General features: G+C 60.1%; 13 protein-coding genes. 5 read left to right on the top strand and 8 right to left on the bottom strand.

The genetic code is table 11. From position 1 onward, the window contains the following. Positions 1 to 128: 128 nt before the first annotated feature. From HU718_RS00900 to HU718_RS00865, 8 genes are read right to left on the bottom strand one after another with little or no spacing between them, the layout of a single operon-like run. Positions 129 to 1259, bottom strand: coding sequence for a glycosyltransferase family 4 protein (locus HU718_RS00900; protein ID WP_102902518.1), 1131 nt, complete (start codon positions 1257 to 1259; stop codon positions 129 to 131). Beyond that, positions 1260 to 2390 (bottom strand): glycosyltransferase family 4 protein, encoded by a 1131-nt coding sequence (locus tag HU718_RS00895; RefSeq protein WP_150728942.1) that lies wholly within the window; start codon positions 2388 to 2390, stop codon positions 1260 to 1262. Next, a complete protein-coding gene (locus HU718_RS00890; RefSeq protein ID WP_186613201.1) occupies positions 2374 to 3750 on the bottom strand; it encodes a glycosyltransferase family 4 protein in 1377 nt (458 codons plus the stop codon). Before HU718_RS00890 ends, HU718_RS00895 begins: the two co-directional genes overlap by 17 nt. Next, positions 3747 to 5012: an ABC transporter ATP-binding protein gene (locus HU718_RS00885; RefSeq protein WP_077575146.1), complete on the bottom strand. Its 1266-nt coding sequence runs from the start codon at positions 5010 to 5012 to the stop codon at positions 3747 to 3749. The genes HU718_RS00890 and HU718_RS00885 overlap by 4 nt, the downstream gene beginning before the upstream one ends. Continuing rightward, positions 5012 to 5809 (bottom strand): ABC transporter permease, encoded by a 798-nt coding sequence (locus HU718_RS00880; RefSeq protein ID WP_186613203.1) that lies wholly within the window; start codon positions 5807 to 5809, stop codon positions 5012 to 5014. The genes HU718_RS00885 and HU718_RS00880 overlap by 1 nt, the downstream gene beginning before the upstream one ends. Then, positions 5810 to 7252 (bottom strand): mannose-1-phosphate guanylyltransferase/mannose-6-phosphate isomerase, encoded by a 1443-nt coding sequence (locus HU718_RS00875; protein ID WP_186613205.1) that lies wholly within the window; start codon positions 7250 to 7252, stop codon positions 5810 to 5812. Positions 7253 to 7255: 3 nt separating this feature from the next. Next, the gene (gmd, locus tag HU718_RS00870) at positions 7256 to 8227 is read right to left on the bottom strand and encodes a GDP-mannose 4,6-dehydratase (RefSeq protein ID WP_011336673.1); all 972 of its coding nucleotides are present in this window, start codon (positions 8225 to 8227) and stop codon (positions 7256 to 7258) included. Next, the gene (locus tag HU718_RS00865) at positions 8224 to 9138 is read right to left on the bottom strand and encodes a GDP-mannose 4,6-dehydratase (RefSeq protein WP_186613207.1); all 915 of its coding nucleotides are present in this window, start codon (positions 9136 to 9138) and stop codon (positions 8224 to 8226) included. Before HU718_RS00865 ends, gmd begins: the two co-directional genes overlap by 4 nt. Before the next feature lie 427 nt (positions 9139 to 9565). Here HU718_RS00865 and HU718_RS00860 point away from each other — a divergent pair, with 427 nt between their 5' ends. The 5 genes from HU718_RS00860 to HU718_RS00840 are packed head-to-tail and all read left to right on the top strand — an operon-like array spanning position 9566 to position 15336. Further along, the gene (locus tag HU718_RS00860) at positions 9566 to 11182 is read left to right on the top strand and encodes a glycosyltransferase (protein WP_186613209.1); all 1617 of its coding nucleotides are present in this window, start codon (positions 9566 to 9568) and stop codon (positions 11180 to 11182) included. Continuing rightward, entirely contained in the window at positions 11176 to 12480 is a 1305-nt protein-coding gene (locus HU718_RS00855) for a glycosyltransferase (protein WP_095119710.1), read from the top strand. Before HU718_RS00860 ends, HU718_RS00855 begins: the two co-directional genes overlap by 7 nt. Next, the gene (locus HU718_RS00850) at positions 12477 to 13352 is read left to right on the top strand and encodes a class I SAM-dependent methyltransferase (RefSeq protein ID WP_186613211.1); all 876 of its coding nucleotides are present in this window, start codon (positions 12477 to 12479) and stop codon (positions 13350 to 13352) included. The genes HU718_RS00855 and HU718_RS00850 overlap by 4 nt, the downstream gene beginning before the upstream one ends. After that, positions 13349 to 14503 (top strand): acyltransferase family protein, encoded by a 1155-nt coding sequence (locus tag HU718_RS00845; protein WP_186613213.1) that lies wholly within the window; start codon positions 13349 to 13351, stop codon positions 14501 to 14503. The genes HU718_RS00850 and HU718_RS00845 overlap by 4 nt, the downstream gene beginning before the upstream one ends. Next, entirely contained in the window at positions 14497 to 15336 is an 840-nt protein-coding gene (locus HU718_RS00840; protein WP_186613215.1) for a class I SAM-dependent methyltransferase, read from the top strand. Before HU718_RS00845 ends, HU718_RS00840 begins: the two co-directional genes overlap by 7 nt. Positions 15337 to 15350 lie beyond the last annotated feature (14 nt).

Here is a 15350-nt window from a genome sequence, read left to right as displayed (position 1 = left end):
CACCACAAATATCCTGTGGGAGCGAGCCTGCTCGCGAATGTGTCGGATCAGTCAACATCATTGTTGCTGACAGACCGCTTTCGCGAGCAGGCTCGCTCCCACAGTGGGTATGCGTTCCAAAATAGGGTTCAGGCGTAGGACAGCGATTTCTCTTCCAGCAATTCCTGATACAGCTCTGTCCACTTGCGGCCCATGTCGTCGGCGGTGAACAACTGCCGATAACGTGCTTCAGCTTTTACGCCCATCGCAGCAGCCCGCACCGGATCTTCCCAAAGTGTGCGCATCGCCTCGCGAAATGCCAGTGGATTACTGGGGGGCACCACCAGTCCGGTTTCGTTGTGAATATTGATGTAACTGGTGCCAGTGCCGATTTCGCTGGAGATCATCGGTTTGCCGTACATAGCGCCTTCCAGCAAAGAAATGCCGAACGCTTCCGAGCGCAGGTGCGACGGGAACACAATCGCGTAGCTCAGTTGCAGCAGCGCGACTTTGTCCTCATCACCTAGGCGTCCGAGGAAATGAATATTGCGCAGGCCCAGCGCTTGCGCTTGAGCGTGCAGCTCCAGTTCCAGCGGCCCGGCGCCGACAATGACCACGGGATAATCCACATCTTTCAGGGCCTCCAGCAAAATGTGCAGGCCTTTGTAGTAACGCATCACGCCGACAAACAGAAAAAACTTATCCCCAACCTGCTGGCGCCAGCGATTCATTCGTTCGGGATCGGGCTGTGGATAACCGGCCTTGTTCAAACCGTAGGGAATCACTCGGGTCTTGTCCTGAAACTGCTGCAGCACATCGCTGGTGTGCAGGTAGTTCGGCGAAGCGGCAACAATGCGGTCGGCGCTGGCGAGGAAGCGGTTCATCAGTGGCCGGTAAAGTTTGAGCAGGTGCTTCTGGCGAATGATGTCCGAGTGGTAGGTCACCACGCTCGGTTTATTCATCGCACTGGCGAAATGCACCAGGTCCATGAACGGCCACGGGAAGTGGTAGTTGACCACGTCCGCCTCGGCCGCCAGTTCGCGAAACTGTTTGAACACGCTCCAGGAAAAACCGGTGGAGGCGAACTGGATGTCGAGTTTGGCGCGGTGCACTTCGTGCTGGCCCAATTTCACCACGGCCGGTGTCGGGTCAGCACTGAGCGTCAGCACCTGGCCGTCGATACCGTGCTGGGCGCCGCTCTCGCACAGCTGGAAGATCACTTGCTCAATGCCGCCGACCGAGTCAGGCAGGTACGTCTTGAAAAAATGAAGAACTCGCATTCAACCTCCCATGGCCTGACGGTAGGCACCGGCGGTGGCCTGTGCACAACGCTCCCAGGAAAAAAGCCGTGACTGCTGCAACCCGGCTTCTTGGCATGCCTGCCAATGCGCTTGATCGTCGATCAGTCGGCTCAGCGCATCACGCAGGCCTTCTGCATCGTCAGCTTCAATATAGTTGCCCGCTGCACCGGCGACTTCCGGCATCGCTGAAGATCGCGTGAGCAGCACCGGTGTGCCGCTGGCCATGGCCTCCAGTACCGGCAGACCAAAACCCTCATACAACGATGGAAAAATCAGCGCCCGAGCGCCAGCCAACAGCTGCGCCACTTGTTCGTCGGGCAGATAACCGAGCAGGCACACATGCCCGCTGGCCAGCGCCTGACGCAAAGGTTCACTGAATTGCTCGCGCTCCCATCCGGCCATGCCGACGATCAGCAATGGAAAGCGCTGACGTACCGCCTCCGGCAGCAGGGCATGGGCGCGCAGGGCCAGGCCAAGATTCTTGCGCGGCTCCAGCGTGCCCACGCAGAGAAAATACTCCCGCGCCTCGACCGCGTGCGCCTTGAGCACCGCGTCAATGGCGCTCGCCTCACGCGGATGAAAGCGCGCGGCGACCCCCAGTGGTGCCACCACAAAACGCTCGGCAGGCAGGCCGAAATACGCTTGAGCTTCGTCGGCAATCGCTTGCGAGTCGGTGAGAATCACCTGCGCCTGTTGCACCCCGACAGCCAATCGACGCTCGATTTCCTTGAGCCGCGCCGGGGGCTGGGTCTCAGGGAAATGCAGGTGCGTCAGGTCATGCAGGGTGATCACGGTCGGGCCGTCGAAGGCCAGTGGCCACAGGCTCGGTTCGTGATAGAGGTCGATGCCTTGCGCGCGGCCCTGATCGAAGCGTTTCTGCTCCAGCCAGCGACGCGCCTGATAGGCCCCGGGAATCTGCCGCAGCAGCGGTGTCAGACGCGAGTAACCGGGCATGGCCGCTTCCGGCAGTGCCGAGCTCCAGCCCCAGCCATGGAACAACGTCACGTCAACCTCCGGCTCGCTGCGCAAGGCGTTGACCAGTTCGGCAACGTAATGGCCGATGCCGGTACGCGGTGCCTGGAGAATGCGCGCGTTAAGAGCAATGCGCATGCTGGCTCTCAGGGGCAGGCAACGATGCATGCAAGTTGCGCTCAATACGCTCGACCAATTGGGCGCTCGCTTCGCGCCAGCTCAGCCAGCGCCATTGTTCGAGGCCCAGCGCTGCCGGAAACTCGCCGGAGCGCTCCATGCCGGTCACCAGATCGCTCAGACTCTGTGGATTCGCCAGGTCGAAATACGCCATGTAGTCGCCGCCGATCTCGCGGAACACCGGAATATCGCTGGCCATTGCCGGTAACTTGCGTTGCATGGCTTCCACCAGTGGCAAGCCGAAACCTTCGACATGGGACGGAAACACCAGCGCCGTGGCGTGGGAGTAGGCGTGTTCGAGACTTTTGTCAGAGAGCGAGTTGTACATGAACAAACGTCGGTTCAGCTCGGGATGCTGGCGGATTCGTTCGATCAGTGCGTCGCACTTCCAGCCAATCTTGCCGACGATACATAACCGCGCTTTCGATCCTGTTGCCCAGGCGAGCTCAAACGCCTCGAGCAGGTACGCATGGTTTTTGCGCGGCTCGATGGTGCTGACCATGAGAAACACCGGGTCAGCGGTCTGGAACATGTCCAGCAGGCCACGGTCGACCTTGGCATCGGCCTCGCTCAAGTCCAGCTCGGAGCCGAGGTGGAAGTAATCGAACCAGCGCTGCCCGACCTGTTGCGCGCCGATCCGGCGCAGCATTTCCTCGCGCACCTGATCGCGGATAGTGGTCGAGATCGCGACATAGCCGTCGGCTGTGCGCGCGATCCAGTCGAACCAGTCGTTGAACACTTTAACCAGCCCGGCATCGCAAAACTGCGGGTGGGTCAGGGGGATCAGGTCGTAAATCACTGAAATGATGCCCACACCCTCACGCTTGAGTTGCTCGGCGAGGGGGAAAAAGTTGGCGTGCCAGGATGAATCGAGCAGCACCAATTGATCGCCTGCCCGGTGGGCCAGCGGTACGCAGCGCTCGGGAATATGTTGGCCCTTGAGGACTCGTTCAAGCAGGCGCATGGGCAAGCTCAAACAAGCGAATGCCGTGAGCCGGCAGCCGACGTATAGCACCCGACGGGTGAAATGCGACCGGTTGAACGGCCAGCGCCGTTCCACGGCCCGGTGACGTAGCCAGAAGGCGTTGGCCCACTGTTCCAGTTTCACCCGCAGGCCCATCAGGTCGAGCTTCGTGGACTTCAGCGGCGCCAGACTTTTAACTTCGTACAAACCGCCATTGATCATCACCACCGGGATGCATTCGACGGTTTCATCGGCCGCCGGCAACTGCTGAATGACGTTGCGTACAACACGTTGAATGCCCGAGTTGGCGGAGGGATGTTCGAATACGTAGGTGCACTCCACCAACAATCGTGTCATCGCAAGATCTCCGTATCAGGCGCTTCTACAAGGATTTCACTGGAGCGGCTGATTTCGGTCCGGGCCTGCAGCCATGAGCAGCCGACAAAGTCTTCCTGGCGATTGTTGATCACGTGGAAGATCAAACCATAGTCGCGCCACTCGAAGTTGCGATCCAGGTGCGAGTCCAGACGTGACAGGCTCAACGCCACCGAGTAGTTACCCTTGCCCAGACGCATGTCGAAAGCGAAACGAAAGGTCACGCGTTCGCCGGCACTCAGCTCGGTAATCGCTTTGTCGAGGCGATGGGTGTTGATGCCATAAATGGCCTGGCCCAGACGATCCTTGATCATGAAGCCGAGAATCAGCCGCTCGATGTCTTCACGAATTTCGGTCTGCACTTCCAGCACCACAGGCTGACCGACCTCCGCAACTTCAAGGCTGCGGCCCTGCGCGTCGAGCAGGCGCACGCTGAGAATCGCGGCTTCACCGGTGCCGGAAATGGTCTGTACCTGGCCATTGGCGAGCATCTCCTGGCGCACGGTCTGGCCTTCGCGCTGAGCGAGCATGGCGTTGTAGTAGTCCATGACCTCTTCGGGCTTGCCACGCATGGCCAGACGGCCGTTCTCCAGGAGAATCGCGGTGTCGCAGATCGATTGAATGGCCGAGCGGTCATGGGACACGATCAGCAGGGTAGTGCCGGCTTTGCGGAAGCTGCGGATACGCTCGAAACTTTTATGCTGGAAATACGCATCGCCCACTGACAGCGCTTCGTCGACGATCAGGATATCCGGACGCCGCGCAGTCGCGACGCTGAATGCCAGGCGCATCTGCATGCCGCTGGAATAGGTGCGCACCGGTTGATCGATGGCTTCGCCGATTTCGGCAAAACTTTCGATTTGCGGCATCAACGCTTCGATCTCTTCGACCTGCATGCCCAGCAGCTGACCGGCCATGACAGCGTTCTGCCGACCGGTAAAGTCCGGGTGAAAACCCATGCCCAATTCCAGCAACGCGGCCACGCGGCCTTGCAGATGGATCTGTCCACAGGTCGGTTGGGTGGTGCCGGTGATCATCTTCAGCAGGGTGCTTTTGCCCGCGCCGTTGACGCCGACGATGCCAACGGCTTCACCGGGGCTGATCTCGAAATCGACGTCTTGCAAGACCCAGTGCAGGTGGTGGCGGTTCGGGGAGAACGGCACCAGCCATTCCAGCAGGCGACTCCAGCGATTCGGGTACTGTTTATAGGCTTTGGCCAGGCCAGTGACGCGTATGTGTCCCATCAGAGTTCGTCCACCATTTCACCGACACGCTGACGGAACAGACGCAGCGCCATGGCGCAGAGCAGCACGCCCATGATCAGCAGCGGTGTCAGTGACGACCACTGCGGCCATTGGTTGTAGAGGAACACGTTCTGATAGCTGGTCATCAGCGCCGTCATCGGGTTCAGGCTGATGACGTGCTGGATGCCTGACGGCAGGATCGACAGCGGGTAAACGATGGGCGTCAGCCAGAACCAGAACTGCAAGCAGATGCCGAACATCTGCCCGACATCGCGAAAGAACACATTGAGAATGCCGAGCAACATGCCCAGCCCGGCGGCAAAGATCATCTGCAGGATCAGCAGCGGGATCAACGCCAGCAACGCCATGCCGGGCAGGCGCCCGCTGATCAGCAGAAAGCCGAAAAACAGCGCCAGAATGATCGCAAAGTTGATCCCGGCGTTGAGCAGGGTTATCACCGGCAGGCAAATGCGCGGGAAGCTGATTTTCTTCAGCAGGTTGGCGTTTTCCAGAAACATGCTCTGGCTGCGCGAGGTGATTTCGGCGAACAGTCCCCAGGTCAGCAAGCCTGCACACAGGTAGACGCTATAGGCCAGGCCGTCATCAACACCCGGCAGACGGGCGCGCATGATCTGGGAAAAGATCACCGTGTACACAACGATCATCGACAACGGGTTGAGTACCGTCCACAGCGCACCGAACAACGAGTTGCGATAACGTGATTGAAACTCCCGCTTGACGCTACCGAGGATGAATCCGCGATAACTGCGCATTGAGCGGTACAGGGAAAGCAGCATTCAAACCGTCCTGCCATATTGGTCTTCGAAGCGAACGATGTCGTCCTCTCCCAGGTATTCGCCGCTTTGTACTTCGATGATCACCAGATCGATCACGCCGGGGTTTTCCAGGCGATGGCGGTGACCGGCAGCGATGAACGTCGATTCGTTTTTCGCCACCAGATGGGTGCCGGTACCGTTGTTGGTGACCTTGGCCATGCCTTCGACCACCACCCAGTGTTCGTTGCGGTGATGGTGCATTTGCAGAGAGAGCTTGCCGCCGGGTTTGACCACGATGCGCTTGATCTTGAAGCGCGGGCCTTCCTCAAGCACGGTGTAGGTGCCCCATGGCCGACTCACGGTACGGTGCAGGCGGTAGGCTTCGTGGGATTTGTCCTTGAGTTGCTTGGCCACCCGTCGTACGTCCTGCGCGCGATCAGCGTGAGCGACCAGTACGGCGTCGGCGGTGTCGATGATGATCAGGTTGTCGACGCCGACGGCAGCTACCAGCCGACCTTCGCTTTGGACGAAGTTATTGTGGCTGTCGATGAAAATCGCTTCGCCGCTGGCACGATTGTTATCGGCATCGGCCGGTACCAGAGCCGCGACGGCGCCCCAGGAACCGATATCGCTCCAGTCGAAACCTGCGGGTACCACGACGACTTTTTCCGAGCGCTCCATCAACGCGTAGTCGATGGAGATGTCGGTGATCTCGGCGAACAGCGCTGGCGACAGTTCCTGTTGCAGGCAGCCGACAGTTTCCAGCGGGGCGCTTGCCGCCATGCAGGCGCGGGTCTGTTCCAGCAACTGCGGCGCATGCAGTTGCAACTCGGCCAGCACACTTGCGGTGGTGAAGCAGAACATCCCTGAGTTCCACAGGAAGTTGCCGCTTTCCAGATAATGCGTGGCGGTTTGCAGGTCGGGTTTCTCGACGAAACGCTGCACTTTCGCAGCGCCTCTGGCATCCAGCGGGGCGCCGGTCTCGATGTAGCCGAAGCCGGTTTCCGGGGCGGTCGGCGTCACACCGAAGGTCACCAGATAACCGTCTTTGGCCAGATTGACCGCGTGCTCGACGGCGGTTTTCAGCGCGTCCTGGTTGACGATCAAATGGTCGGCGGGCATCACCACCATGATCGCGTCATCACCATGCAATGCTTGCAACGACAACGCGGCAGCAGCGATGGCCGGAGCAGTGTTGCGGCCGGTCGGCTCGAGCAGGAAGTGCCCGCGATGACGCGAGACATGGGCGGCGCAATAGTGATCCTTGCTCTGGAAGTAGTACTCGCGGTTGGTCACCGTGACGATATCGCCCCAGCCGTCCAGCAACGCGGCAGCACGCTGATAGGTCTTGCCCAGCAGCGACTGGCCGTCGGGCAGGGTCATGAACGGCTTGGGATGGCCCTCGCGGGACACCGGCCATAAACGGGTGCCGGCACCGCCGGACAGAATCACGGGGATCAGCATGGCCTACTCCTTGGCGACGCGTTTCATGTCCGCATCCATCATCATGCGGATCAAGGTATCCAGGTCAGTTTTCGGCTTCCAGCCCAGCACACGCTGAGCCTTGGCCGGATTGCCGAGCAGCACTTCGACTTCGGCCGGGCGGAAGAATGCCGGGTCGATTTTCACGTAGTCACGGTAGTTGAGGCCGACGTGATCGAAGGCGATGCGGCACATTTCCCGCACCGTGGTGGTGACGCCGGTGGCGACCACAAAATCGTCAGGCTTGTCCTGTTGCAGCATCAGCCACATGGCTTCGACGTAGTCGCCGGCAAAACCCCAGTCGCGTTTCGCATCGATGTTGCCCAAGGCCAGCTCCTGCTGTTTGCCTTGCTTGATGCGTGCGGCGGCATCGGTGACCTTGCGCGTCACGAACTCGATGCCACGCAGCGGCGATTCGTGGTTGAAGAGAATGCCGCTGCTGGCGTGCAGGTTGAAGCTTTCGCGGTAGTTGACAGTGATCCAGTGACCGTAGAGCTTGGCCACGCCGTAAGGGCTGCGCGGGTAGAACGGGGTGTTTTCATCCTGCTGCTCAGCCTGGATCAAGCCGAACATTTCGCTGGTCGAGGCCTGATAAAAGCGTGTGTGCGGACTGAACTGACGGATCGCTTCGAGCAAGTGAGTAACGCCCAGGCCATCGACGATACCGGTGGTCACCGGTTGATCCCACGAGGCGGCGACGAAGCTTTGCGCGGCGAGGTTATAGACCTCGTCCGGCGCCGACTTGATGACTGCACGCTGTACCGAGCAGGCGTCGGCCATGTCACCGTCCAGATAGACGATGTCGGCTTCGACGCCCATCTCACGCAGGCGCCAGCGCGAATCGCTGCTGCGCCGTGCGACGAGGCCGTGAACCTTGTAGCCCTTGTCGAGCAACAGCTTGGCCAGATACGCGCCGTCCTGGCCGGTGATCCCTGTGATCAGTGCACTTTTTGTCATTCTTGTCGTACTCGCGTCTCCCAGTCGGACAGGATCGCCCGCAGGGATTGTTGTGTGGTGATTTCAGGCGTCCATCCTGTGGTCTGGGTCAGCCTGTTGTGGCTGCCACAAACGCGACGCTGATCGGCGCGGCGCATGCGCGCGGGGTCTTGCACCAGTTGCATCTCGACTTCAGCCAGATCGCCGAGCTGCTCGATCAGGCTGCGGATGCTTTGCTCGCGGCCCGAGCAGATGTTGTAGACCTGTCCGGGTGTGCCTTTTTCAAGCAGCGCGAAGTAGGCCGAGATCACATCGCCGACATCGAGGAAATCTCGCGTCACGTCGATGTCGCCAACCTCCAGTTGCGGCGCTTGACGGCCCTGTTTGATGCGACTTATCTGGCGGGCGGCACTGGCGATGACAAAGCTTTCTTTCTGGCCGCTGCCGATGTGGTTGAACGGACGCGCCACCAACACTCGCCAGCCCTCACTCAGGCCCCATTGCAGGCTGAGAAATTCTGCCGAGAGTTTGCTCACCGCGTAAGGATTGCGCGGGCAGGGCGGCTGTTGTTCGCTGATCGGCAGATCGCTTTCGCCGACTTGACCGTAGACATCGCCGGAGCTGACGTAGAGGAAGGTGCCGGCGAAGCCACGTGTGTTGAGTGCTTGCAGCAGATTGAGGGTGCCGAAAAGATTGATGTCGAAGGTGCGCGCCGGATCACGGAAGGCTTCCGGGACGAAGGTCTGCCCGGCCAGGTGAATCACCGCGTCGGGCATTTGCGGCCACAGACCGGTGAGGCTGTCAGCCTTCGTCAGGTCGTAGGGCGAGCCGGCAGATAGCAGCTCCCACGACGAATCAGGCAATGCCAGACGCGACTGAATATGTTGTCCCACGAATCCACTGAGACCCGTGACGAACAGACGCTTTTTCAAACAGCGACCCCTTGGTCTTGAACTTGCGCCACTTTCTCACAGGCTTTAAGGAGAGGTCTGTCAGACCGAAGGAAAAACCGGTTGAAAGACGGGCGAAGTCAGTTGTTGTAGTTGTTTGTTACCAATCTGTGCCAATTGCGCAGCAATTTCAACAGGCCAAACCGTGACCGGTCAGTTCTCGTCAGCGTAGTCCGATTTATTCTCGTCGGGCGGTTCCCGGATCCTTGAAGGATGTGTTTAGAATGGCCCTCGTCGCCATTCCCCCAGGTCCGCCGTGGGTGTAGCGCAACAGGGTGAAACCAACCACTAAAACAAGAACGAAGACGTGCCTGAGGATGATGGACAAGCAGCGGCGATGCCGACTTGATCCAACGCCCGGTCGTCATAGCATGAGGTTGCCGGGACGGCTGCTTCATCGTGGGATGCCATGAATTTCATTCTTTACTCGGACGTCAACGAGCGCTCCATCAGCCAGAGCCTCGGGCGTGCCGAATACAGCTATTACTTTGTGCTCAAGGCGTATCGCCCGGTGCTGGAAAGCCTCGGCCGAGTGCATGTTGTGGCGTCGGTCGCTGAAGTTGACCCGCTGTATCTGCAGTTGCTTCAGGACGGTCAGGAATGTCTGTTCCTTTCGTTTGCGCCGCCACATAAAACCCCGATCGGCCTGCAATGCCCGATGGTGTGTGTGATTGCCTGGGAATATGACTCGATCCCCTCCGAATGCGCTGACAACGATGTGCGCCAGGACTGGCGCCAGACACTGGCGCGCCATGGCCGGGTGATTACGTTGTCGACCCACACGGCGCAGGCGATACGTCGCAGCCTGGGTGAAGATTTCCCCGTACTGGTATTGCCCACACCGCTGTGGGAACGCTTCGCTCAGGTACGTCGAGACTACCCGAGTGTCCCGGTAAACCCCGGCACCACGTTGCAGATCAAGGGCTGCATCATAGACAGCCGCGCGCTGGGACTGTCGGCTGATGGCTTGATCGCACCGATACTCAATGAACAGGAAGCGCTGACGCCGAGCCCTGTCGAGGAAGTACCGGAGCCGACGCCAGAATCGCCACCGCCACTGACCTTGCGTCGGCGTGCGTTCATCACCAAGCATTATTTGTACGAAGGCTACAAAGCCGTCGCGACGCCTTCGCAGCATCGAACGCTGTTTTTGCTCAAGCACAACCTGCGGCTGTGGTATCGCGAAGCCGTCAGTGATTTGCTGCCGGCTGCCAGCCGCGAGAACCGCCCCGAGTTGTCCGAGCCAGTGCCATCGGCTGCAGCCGAGAGTGAGGTGCCGGAGTTGATTGAGCATCCGCAAGCGTTGTTACCGGACACCCGTGAAAACCCCCGGATCGACGTCAGTGGCGTGGTATACGTCAGCGTGTTCAACCCCGAGGACGGGCGCAAGAACTGGCACCACCTGATCACTGCGTTCTGTTGGGCCATGCGTGATGTCGAAGACGCGACACTGGTGCTGAAAATCACCCAGAACGACCTGTCGAGCTACTACGTTCATCTCATTACGTTGCTCTCGCAGCTATCGCCCTTTGCCTGTCGTGTCGTGGTCCTGCATGGCTACCTGGAGGACGAGGAGTTTGCCCGGCTGTATGGCGCCGCCAGTTTCTACGTCAACGCGTCACGCTGCGAAGGTTTGTGCCTGCCGCTGATGGAGTTCATGTCGTGCGCTCGGCCGGTGATCGCGCCGGATCACACGGCAATGCGCGATTACATCGACGAACGTGTCGGCTTCATCGTCAAGTCCAGTCGCGAGCCGACCATCTGGCCGGAAGATGTGCGGATCCTCTACCGCACCCTGCGCCATCGCCCTGACTGGGGCTCGTTGAAAGCCGCCTATGAGGACAGCTACGCCATGGCCAAAAACCACCCGCAGGCTTACCAGGCGATGGCCATTGCCGCCAATGAACGCATGCGTGAGTACTGTGGATTCGCGCCGCTGCAGCAGCGAGTGGCGGCGTTTTTCGGCCTGGAGGCCAATCGCGCGATCACCTCGCTGGCGGTCGAGACCGGAGCGGCCTCATGCTGATCATCATTCATTCGGAAACCAACAAGAGCAACATCCAGCAGAACCTCGGACGCCCCGAGTACAGCTATTACTTCGTGCTCAAGGAATTCCGCCCGGTGCTGGAGCGACTCGGTCAGGTCATCGAAGTCAGCCACCCTGACGAGCTGGTTGATCGCTTGTATTTCGACTGCTTGAGCCGGGGCGAGGATTGCGTCTTCCTGTCGTTCTCGCCGCCGCATCGCACGCCCATCCATTACGCATGCCCGACCATCCCGGTGTTCGCCTGGGAATTCAGCACCATCCCGACTGAAAGCTGGCAGGGCGAATCCCGTCACGATTGGCGTGTGGTGTTGCAGGCGTGTGGCCGGGCGATTACGCATTCGACATTCACGGTGAACGCGGTGCGCGACGTGATGGGGGCGGACTATCCGATCTGCGCGATCCCGGCTCCGGTGTGGGATCGCTTTGCCGCTCGCGGCGAGCAATTGGCCAAGCGTCCGGTAGTTGACCTTGTGACGCTGAACCTGCGTGGATTGCTGATCGACAGTCGTCGCACGGACTTGCGGCCGTATGGCCCACCACGATTGCGCGAAGGCACGCCGATGTCCTTCGCAGGACCGCCGCAGGATTGCCAATTGCAACTGGAGGGCGTGGTCTACACCTCGGTGTTCAATCCTTACGACGGCCGCAAGAATTGGCAGGATATGGTCAGCGCGTTCTGCACCACGTTTCGCGACATCAGCGATGTGACCCTGGTGCTCAAGCTGACCCACCATGACATCGCCGATGCGCTGAGCGACATGCTGCATCACTTGTACAAGAACCAGTCGTTCCAGTGCCGGATCGTGCTGATCCATGGCTATCTGGCGGATGCCGATTACGAAGCCCTGGTGCAGGCCACCAGCTACGTGGTCAACAGTTCTTACGGTGAAGGACAGTGCCTGCCGCTGATGGAGTTCATGTCTTGCGGCAAACCGGCGATTGCGCCGTTGAACACCGCAATGGCCGATTATGTGAGCAGCGATAATGCATTTATCGTCGACTTCACCGAAGAGCTCACCGCCTGGCCTCATGACCCGCGTGCGGCCTATCGCACGATGCGTTACATCACCGACTGGGATTCGCTGTGTCTGGCGTATCGCGCCAGCTATGACGTGGCAAAAACCGATGAGCAGCGTTACGCCGCGATGTCCGCCGAGGCGATTCGCAGTCTGCAGCGATTCTGCAGCCAGGCCAGCACCGAGCAGAGATTGCGCGATTTTTTTGCGCAGCCACTGCAAGCCCGCGGAACGTTGCCTGCGCAAGTCACGCTCGCATGATCCGTCGTCTGCTCGCACGATGGCGTCCGGCGCGTGCCGCGCAACCGCTGCCGGCACCGTTGGCCAAGGTGTCGCCTCGCGACGTCGGTTTACATGACGCCGTGCTCGACGGTTGGTTCTTGAATGACAGCGGCGAGTTGCTCAAGGGTTTTGCGATCACCGCTGACGATACGTTGCTGGATGTCGGTTGCGGCGAAGGCGTGGCGACACTGTTTGCTGTGCGTCAGGGCGCTTCGGTGATTTTTACCGACAGCGAACACGCCAAGGTGCGCGAGCTCGCACGGCAAGTCGAAGCGCAAAGCGGCAAAGCCAGTCTGGGGCTGGTCAGCAATAGCCTGCCGCTGCCACTGGCTGACGGCTGCGCCAGTAAAGTGGTGTGCATGGAAGTGCTGGAGCACATCGATCAGCCCCAACCGTTCATGGCCGAACTGGTGCGCATGGGGCGCCCGGGTGCGCAGTATCTGTTCAGCGTGCCGGCACCGACGGGCGAACACCTGCAAAAAGGCATCGCCCCGGACAGTTACTATCAGTCTCCCAATCATGTGCAGATTTTCACCCCGGAGCGCTTCGCTGCGCTGGTAGAAGATGCCGGTCTGGTGATCGAACATCGTCAGGCCAGCGGATTCTTCTGGGTGATGGGCATGATCTTTTTCTGGGCCGGCGAACGGGCTGCCGGGCGTGACCCGGGCGGTGCGGTACGTGACCGGATTCAGGAGCCCTTCATGCCATTGATGGAGAGCTGGGCCAAGACCTGGCAGGACCTGCTCGCTCAGCCGGGCGGGCTGGCGATCAAGCAGACGCTTGACCGCTTCATGCCCAAGAGCCAGGTGATCATCGCCCGCAAGCCAGCGGTTGTGGGGGAGGTACCATGAGCGGCAAACGGATCATGGACATTGAAGTGCTGCGCGCAGTTGCCGTACTGGGCGTGCTGTTCCATCACTTGCAGGGGAGCCTGTTCACCGATGTCGTGCCGTCGCTGGAAAAGATCCATGCCTGGGCGCAGCCGTGGTGGGGCGTCGATCTGTTTTTCGCCATCTCCGGGTTTGTCATTGCCCGAAGCCTGATCCCGGCGCTGCAAGGCTGTACAACCCGCCAGGAATACTGGCAGCAGACGCGCAATTTCTGGCTTCGCCGGGTTTTCCGGTTATTGCCGTCGGCCTGGCTATGGCTGGCGCTGATGTTGCTGGCGTGCGTGTTTCTCAATCGTTCGGGGGCGTTCGGTACGTTGTCGGCCAACCTGCAAGCGACGCTGGCCGGGGTGTTGCAGTACGCCAACTTCCGTTTTGCCGACAGCTTCTTTCGCTACGAGTACGGCAGCAGTTTCGTCTACTGGAGCCTGGCACTGGAGGAGCAGTTCTATCTGCTGTTCCCGCTGCTGATTCTGCTCTTTCGCAAACATCTGGTCTGGGCATTGCTGGCGCTGGTCGCGGTGCAGATTTTCACCCTGCGCACGCCGTTGCTGATGGTGGTGCGTACGGATGCGCTGGCCCTCGGTGTGTTGCTGGCGATGTGGAGTGCGCAGCCGAGTTATCAGCGTTGGCGGCCGAATTTTCTCGATCGGCCATGGGTCGGGATTTCGGCGTTGATGCTGATCGGCGCGCTGTTGAGTTTCATGGCCACCGATCGCTTCACGTTTGCCTGGTACCGCATCGGTTCAATCGCTGTACTGAGCGCAATACTGGTGTGGATCGCATCGTATAACTGCAATTACCTGATGCCCGCTGGCGCGATGCAGCGGCTGCTGGGGTGGGTCGGCAGCCGGTCCTACGGCATCTACCTGATTCACATACCCGCTTATCAATTGGTGCGTGAGCTGATCTTTCGCCTGCAGAGCGCCGGTCTGTCCAGTCCTGCCGGCCACCCGGTGCTGACGCTGCTGATCGCTTTCGGCCTGATCGTGTTGCTCAGCGAACTCAATTACCGCTTGGTCGAAATGCCCATGCGCGACCGTGGTGCCGCGCTCGTGCGACGCCTCGGTACGTCCCGATCCACCGTCCCATCCTCCGGAGCCACCTCATGCTGAGCCTACTGAAGAAACTCACGGCGGCGACGCCAGCACCGGCGCCCACGCAGGCAGTGGAACCGGTCGCCAGCAACGTCGATCCGTACATGCTCGGCCTGTACGATGCCAAGCTCAGCGGCTGGTTCAACCAGGAAACCAACGAGCTGTTCAAAGGCTTTGTGGTGTCTGCCGATGACACCCTGCTTGATGTCGGCTGCGGTGATGGCGGCAACGTGCATTTTTGCGGCATGCGCGGGGCGAAGATCATCATCGCCGACATCGACGGCGCCAAGGTCGAAGCGACTCGTCAGCGCCTGAGCGATACGCCGGCACGGGACATCGAATGCCACGTCACCGATTGCAATCCGTTGCCGATCGCCGACGGCACCGCAACGCGCGTGGTCTCCACCGAAGTCATCGAGCACGTCGATGATCCGGCGCAGTTCCTCGCCGAACTGGTGCGTGTCGGCAAACCGGGTGCCTTGTACTTGCTGAGCGTGCCGCACCCAAGCTCCGAAGACCTGCAGAAAGACATCGCTGCGGCCGAGTATTTCCAGAAGCCCAATCACATTCGCATCATCAGCGAAGAGCAGTTCAAGGCGCTGGTCAGCGAGGCCGGGCTGGAGATAATCAGCCACAGCCAGTACGGTTTTTACTGGTCGATGTGGATGCTGCTGTTCTGGGAAGCCAAGGTCGATTTCAGCAACCCGGATCATCCGCTGCTCAATCACTGGGCCGACACCTGGCAAGCCGTGCTGGACTCGCCGCGCGGTGCACAGATCAAACAGGCGCTGGACGCGGTGGTTGCGAAGAGCCAAGTCATCATCGCCCGCAAACCTGCCGCACCCCTGTAGGAGCTGCGGCACGC

This window comes from Pseudomonas tensinigenes, assembly GCF_014268445.2.
In the GTDB taxonomy this organism is placed as follows: domain Bacteria; phylum Pseudomonadota; class Gammaproteobacteria; order Pseudomonadales; family Pseudomonadaceae; genus Aquipseudomonas; species Aquipseudomonas tensinigenes.
This window is presented reverse-complemented; position numbering and strand designations above follow the sequence as displayed.

Bases quoted from the DNA above. Each gene is read 5' to 3' on its own strand.
- HU718_RS00900 (WP_102902518.1), bottom strand. From the start codon at position 1,259: ATGCGAGTTCTTCATTTTTTCAAGACGTACCTGCCTGACTCGGTCGGC.
- HU718_RS00895 (WP_150728942.1), bottom strand. From the start codon at position 2,390: ATGCGCATTGCTCTTAACGCGCGCATTCTCCAGGCACCGCGTACCGGC.
- HU718_RS00890 (WP_186613201.1), bottom strand. From the start codon at position 3,750: ATGACACGATTGTTGGTGGAGTGCACCTACGTATTCGAACATCCCTCC.
- HU718_RS00885 (WP_077575146.1), bottom strand. From the start codon at position 5,012: ATGGGACACATACGCGTCACTGGCCTGGCCAAAGCCTATAAACAGTAC.
- HU718_RS00880 (WP_186613203.1), bottom strand. From the start codon at position 5,809: ATGCTGCTTTCCCTGTACCGCTCAATGCGCAGTTATCGCGGATTCATC.
- HU718_RS00875 (WP_186613205.1), bottom strand. From the start codon at position 7,252: ATGCTGATCCCCGTGATTCTGTCCGGCGGTGCCGGCACCCGTTTATGG.
- gmd (WP_011336673.1), bottom strand. From the start codon at position 8,227: ATGACAAAAAGTGCACTGATCACAGGGATCACCGGCCAGGACGGCGCG.
- HU718_RS00860 (WP_186613209.1), top strand. From the start codon at position 9,566: ATGAATTTCATTCTTTACTCGGACGTCAACGAGCGCTCCATCAGCCAG.
- HU718_RS00855 (WP_095119710.1), top strand. From the start codon at position 11,176: ATGCTGATCATCATTCATTCGGAAACCAACAAGAGCAACATCCAGCAG.
- HU718_RS00850 (WP_186613211.1), top strand. From the start codon at position 12,477: ATGATCCGTCGTCTGCTCGCACGATGGCGTCCGGCGCGTGCCGCGCAA.
- HU718_RS00845 (WP_186613213.1), top strand. From the start codon at position 13,349: ATGAGCGGCAAACGGATCATGGACATTGAAGTGCTGCGCGCAGTTGCC.
- HU718_RS00840 (WP_186613215.1), top strand. From the start codon at position 14,497: ATGCTGAGCCTACTGAAGAAACTCACGGCGGCGACGCCAGCACCGGCG.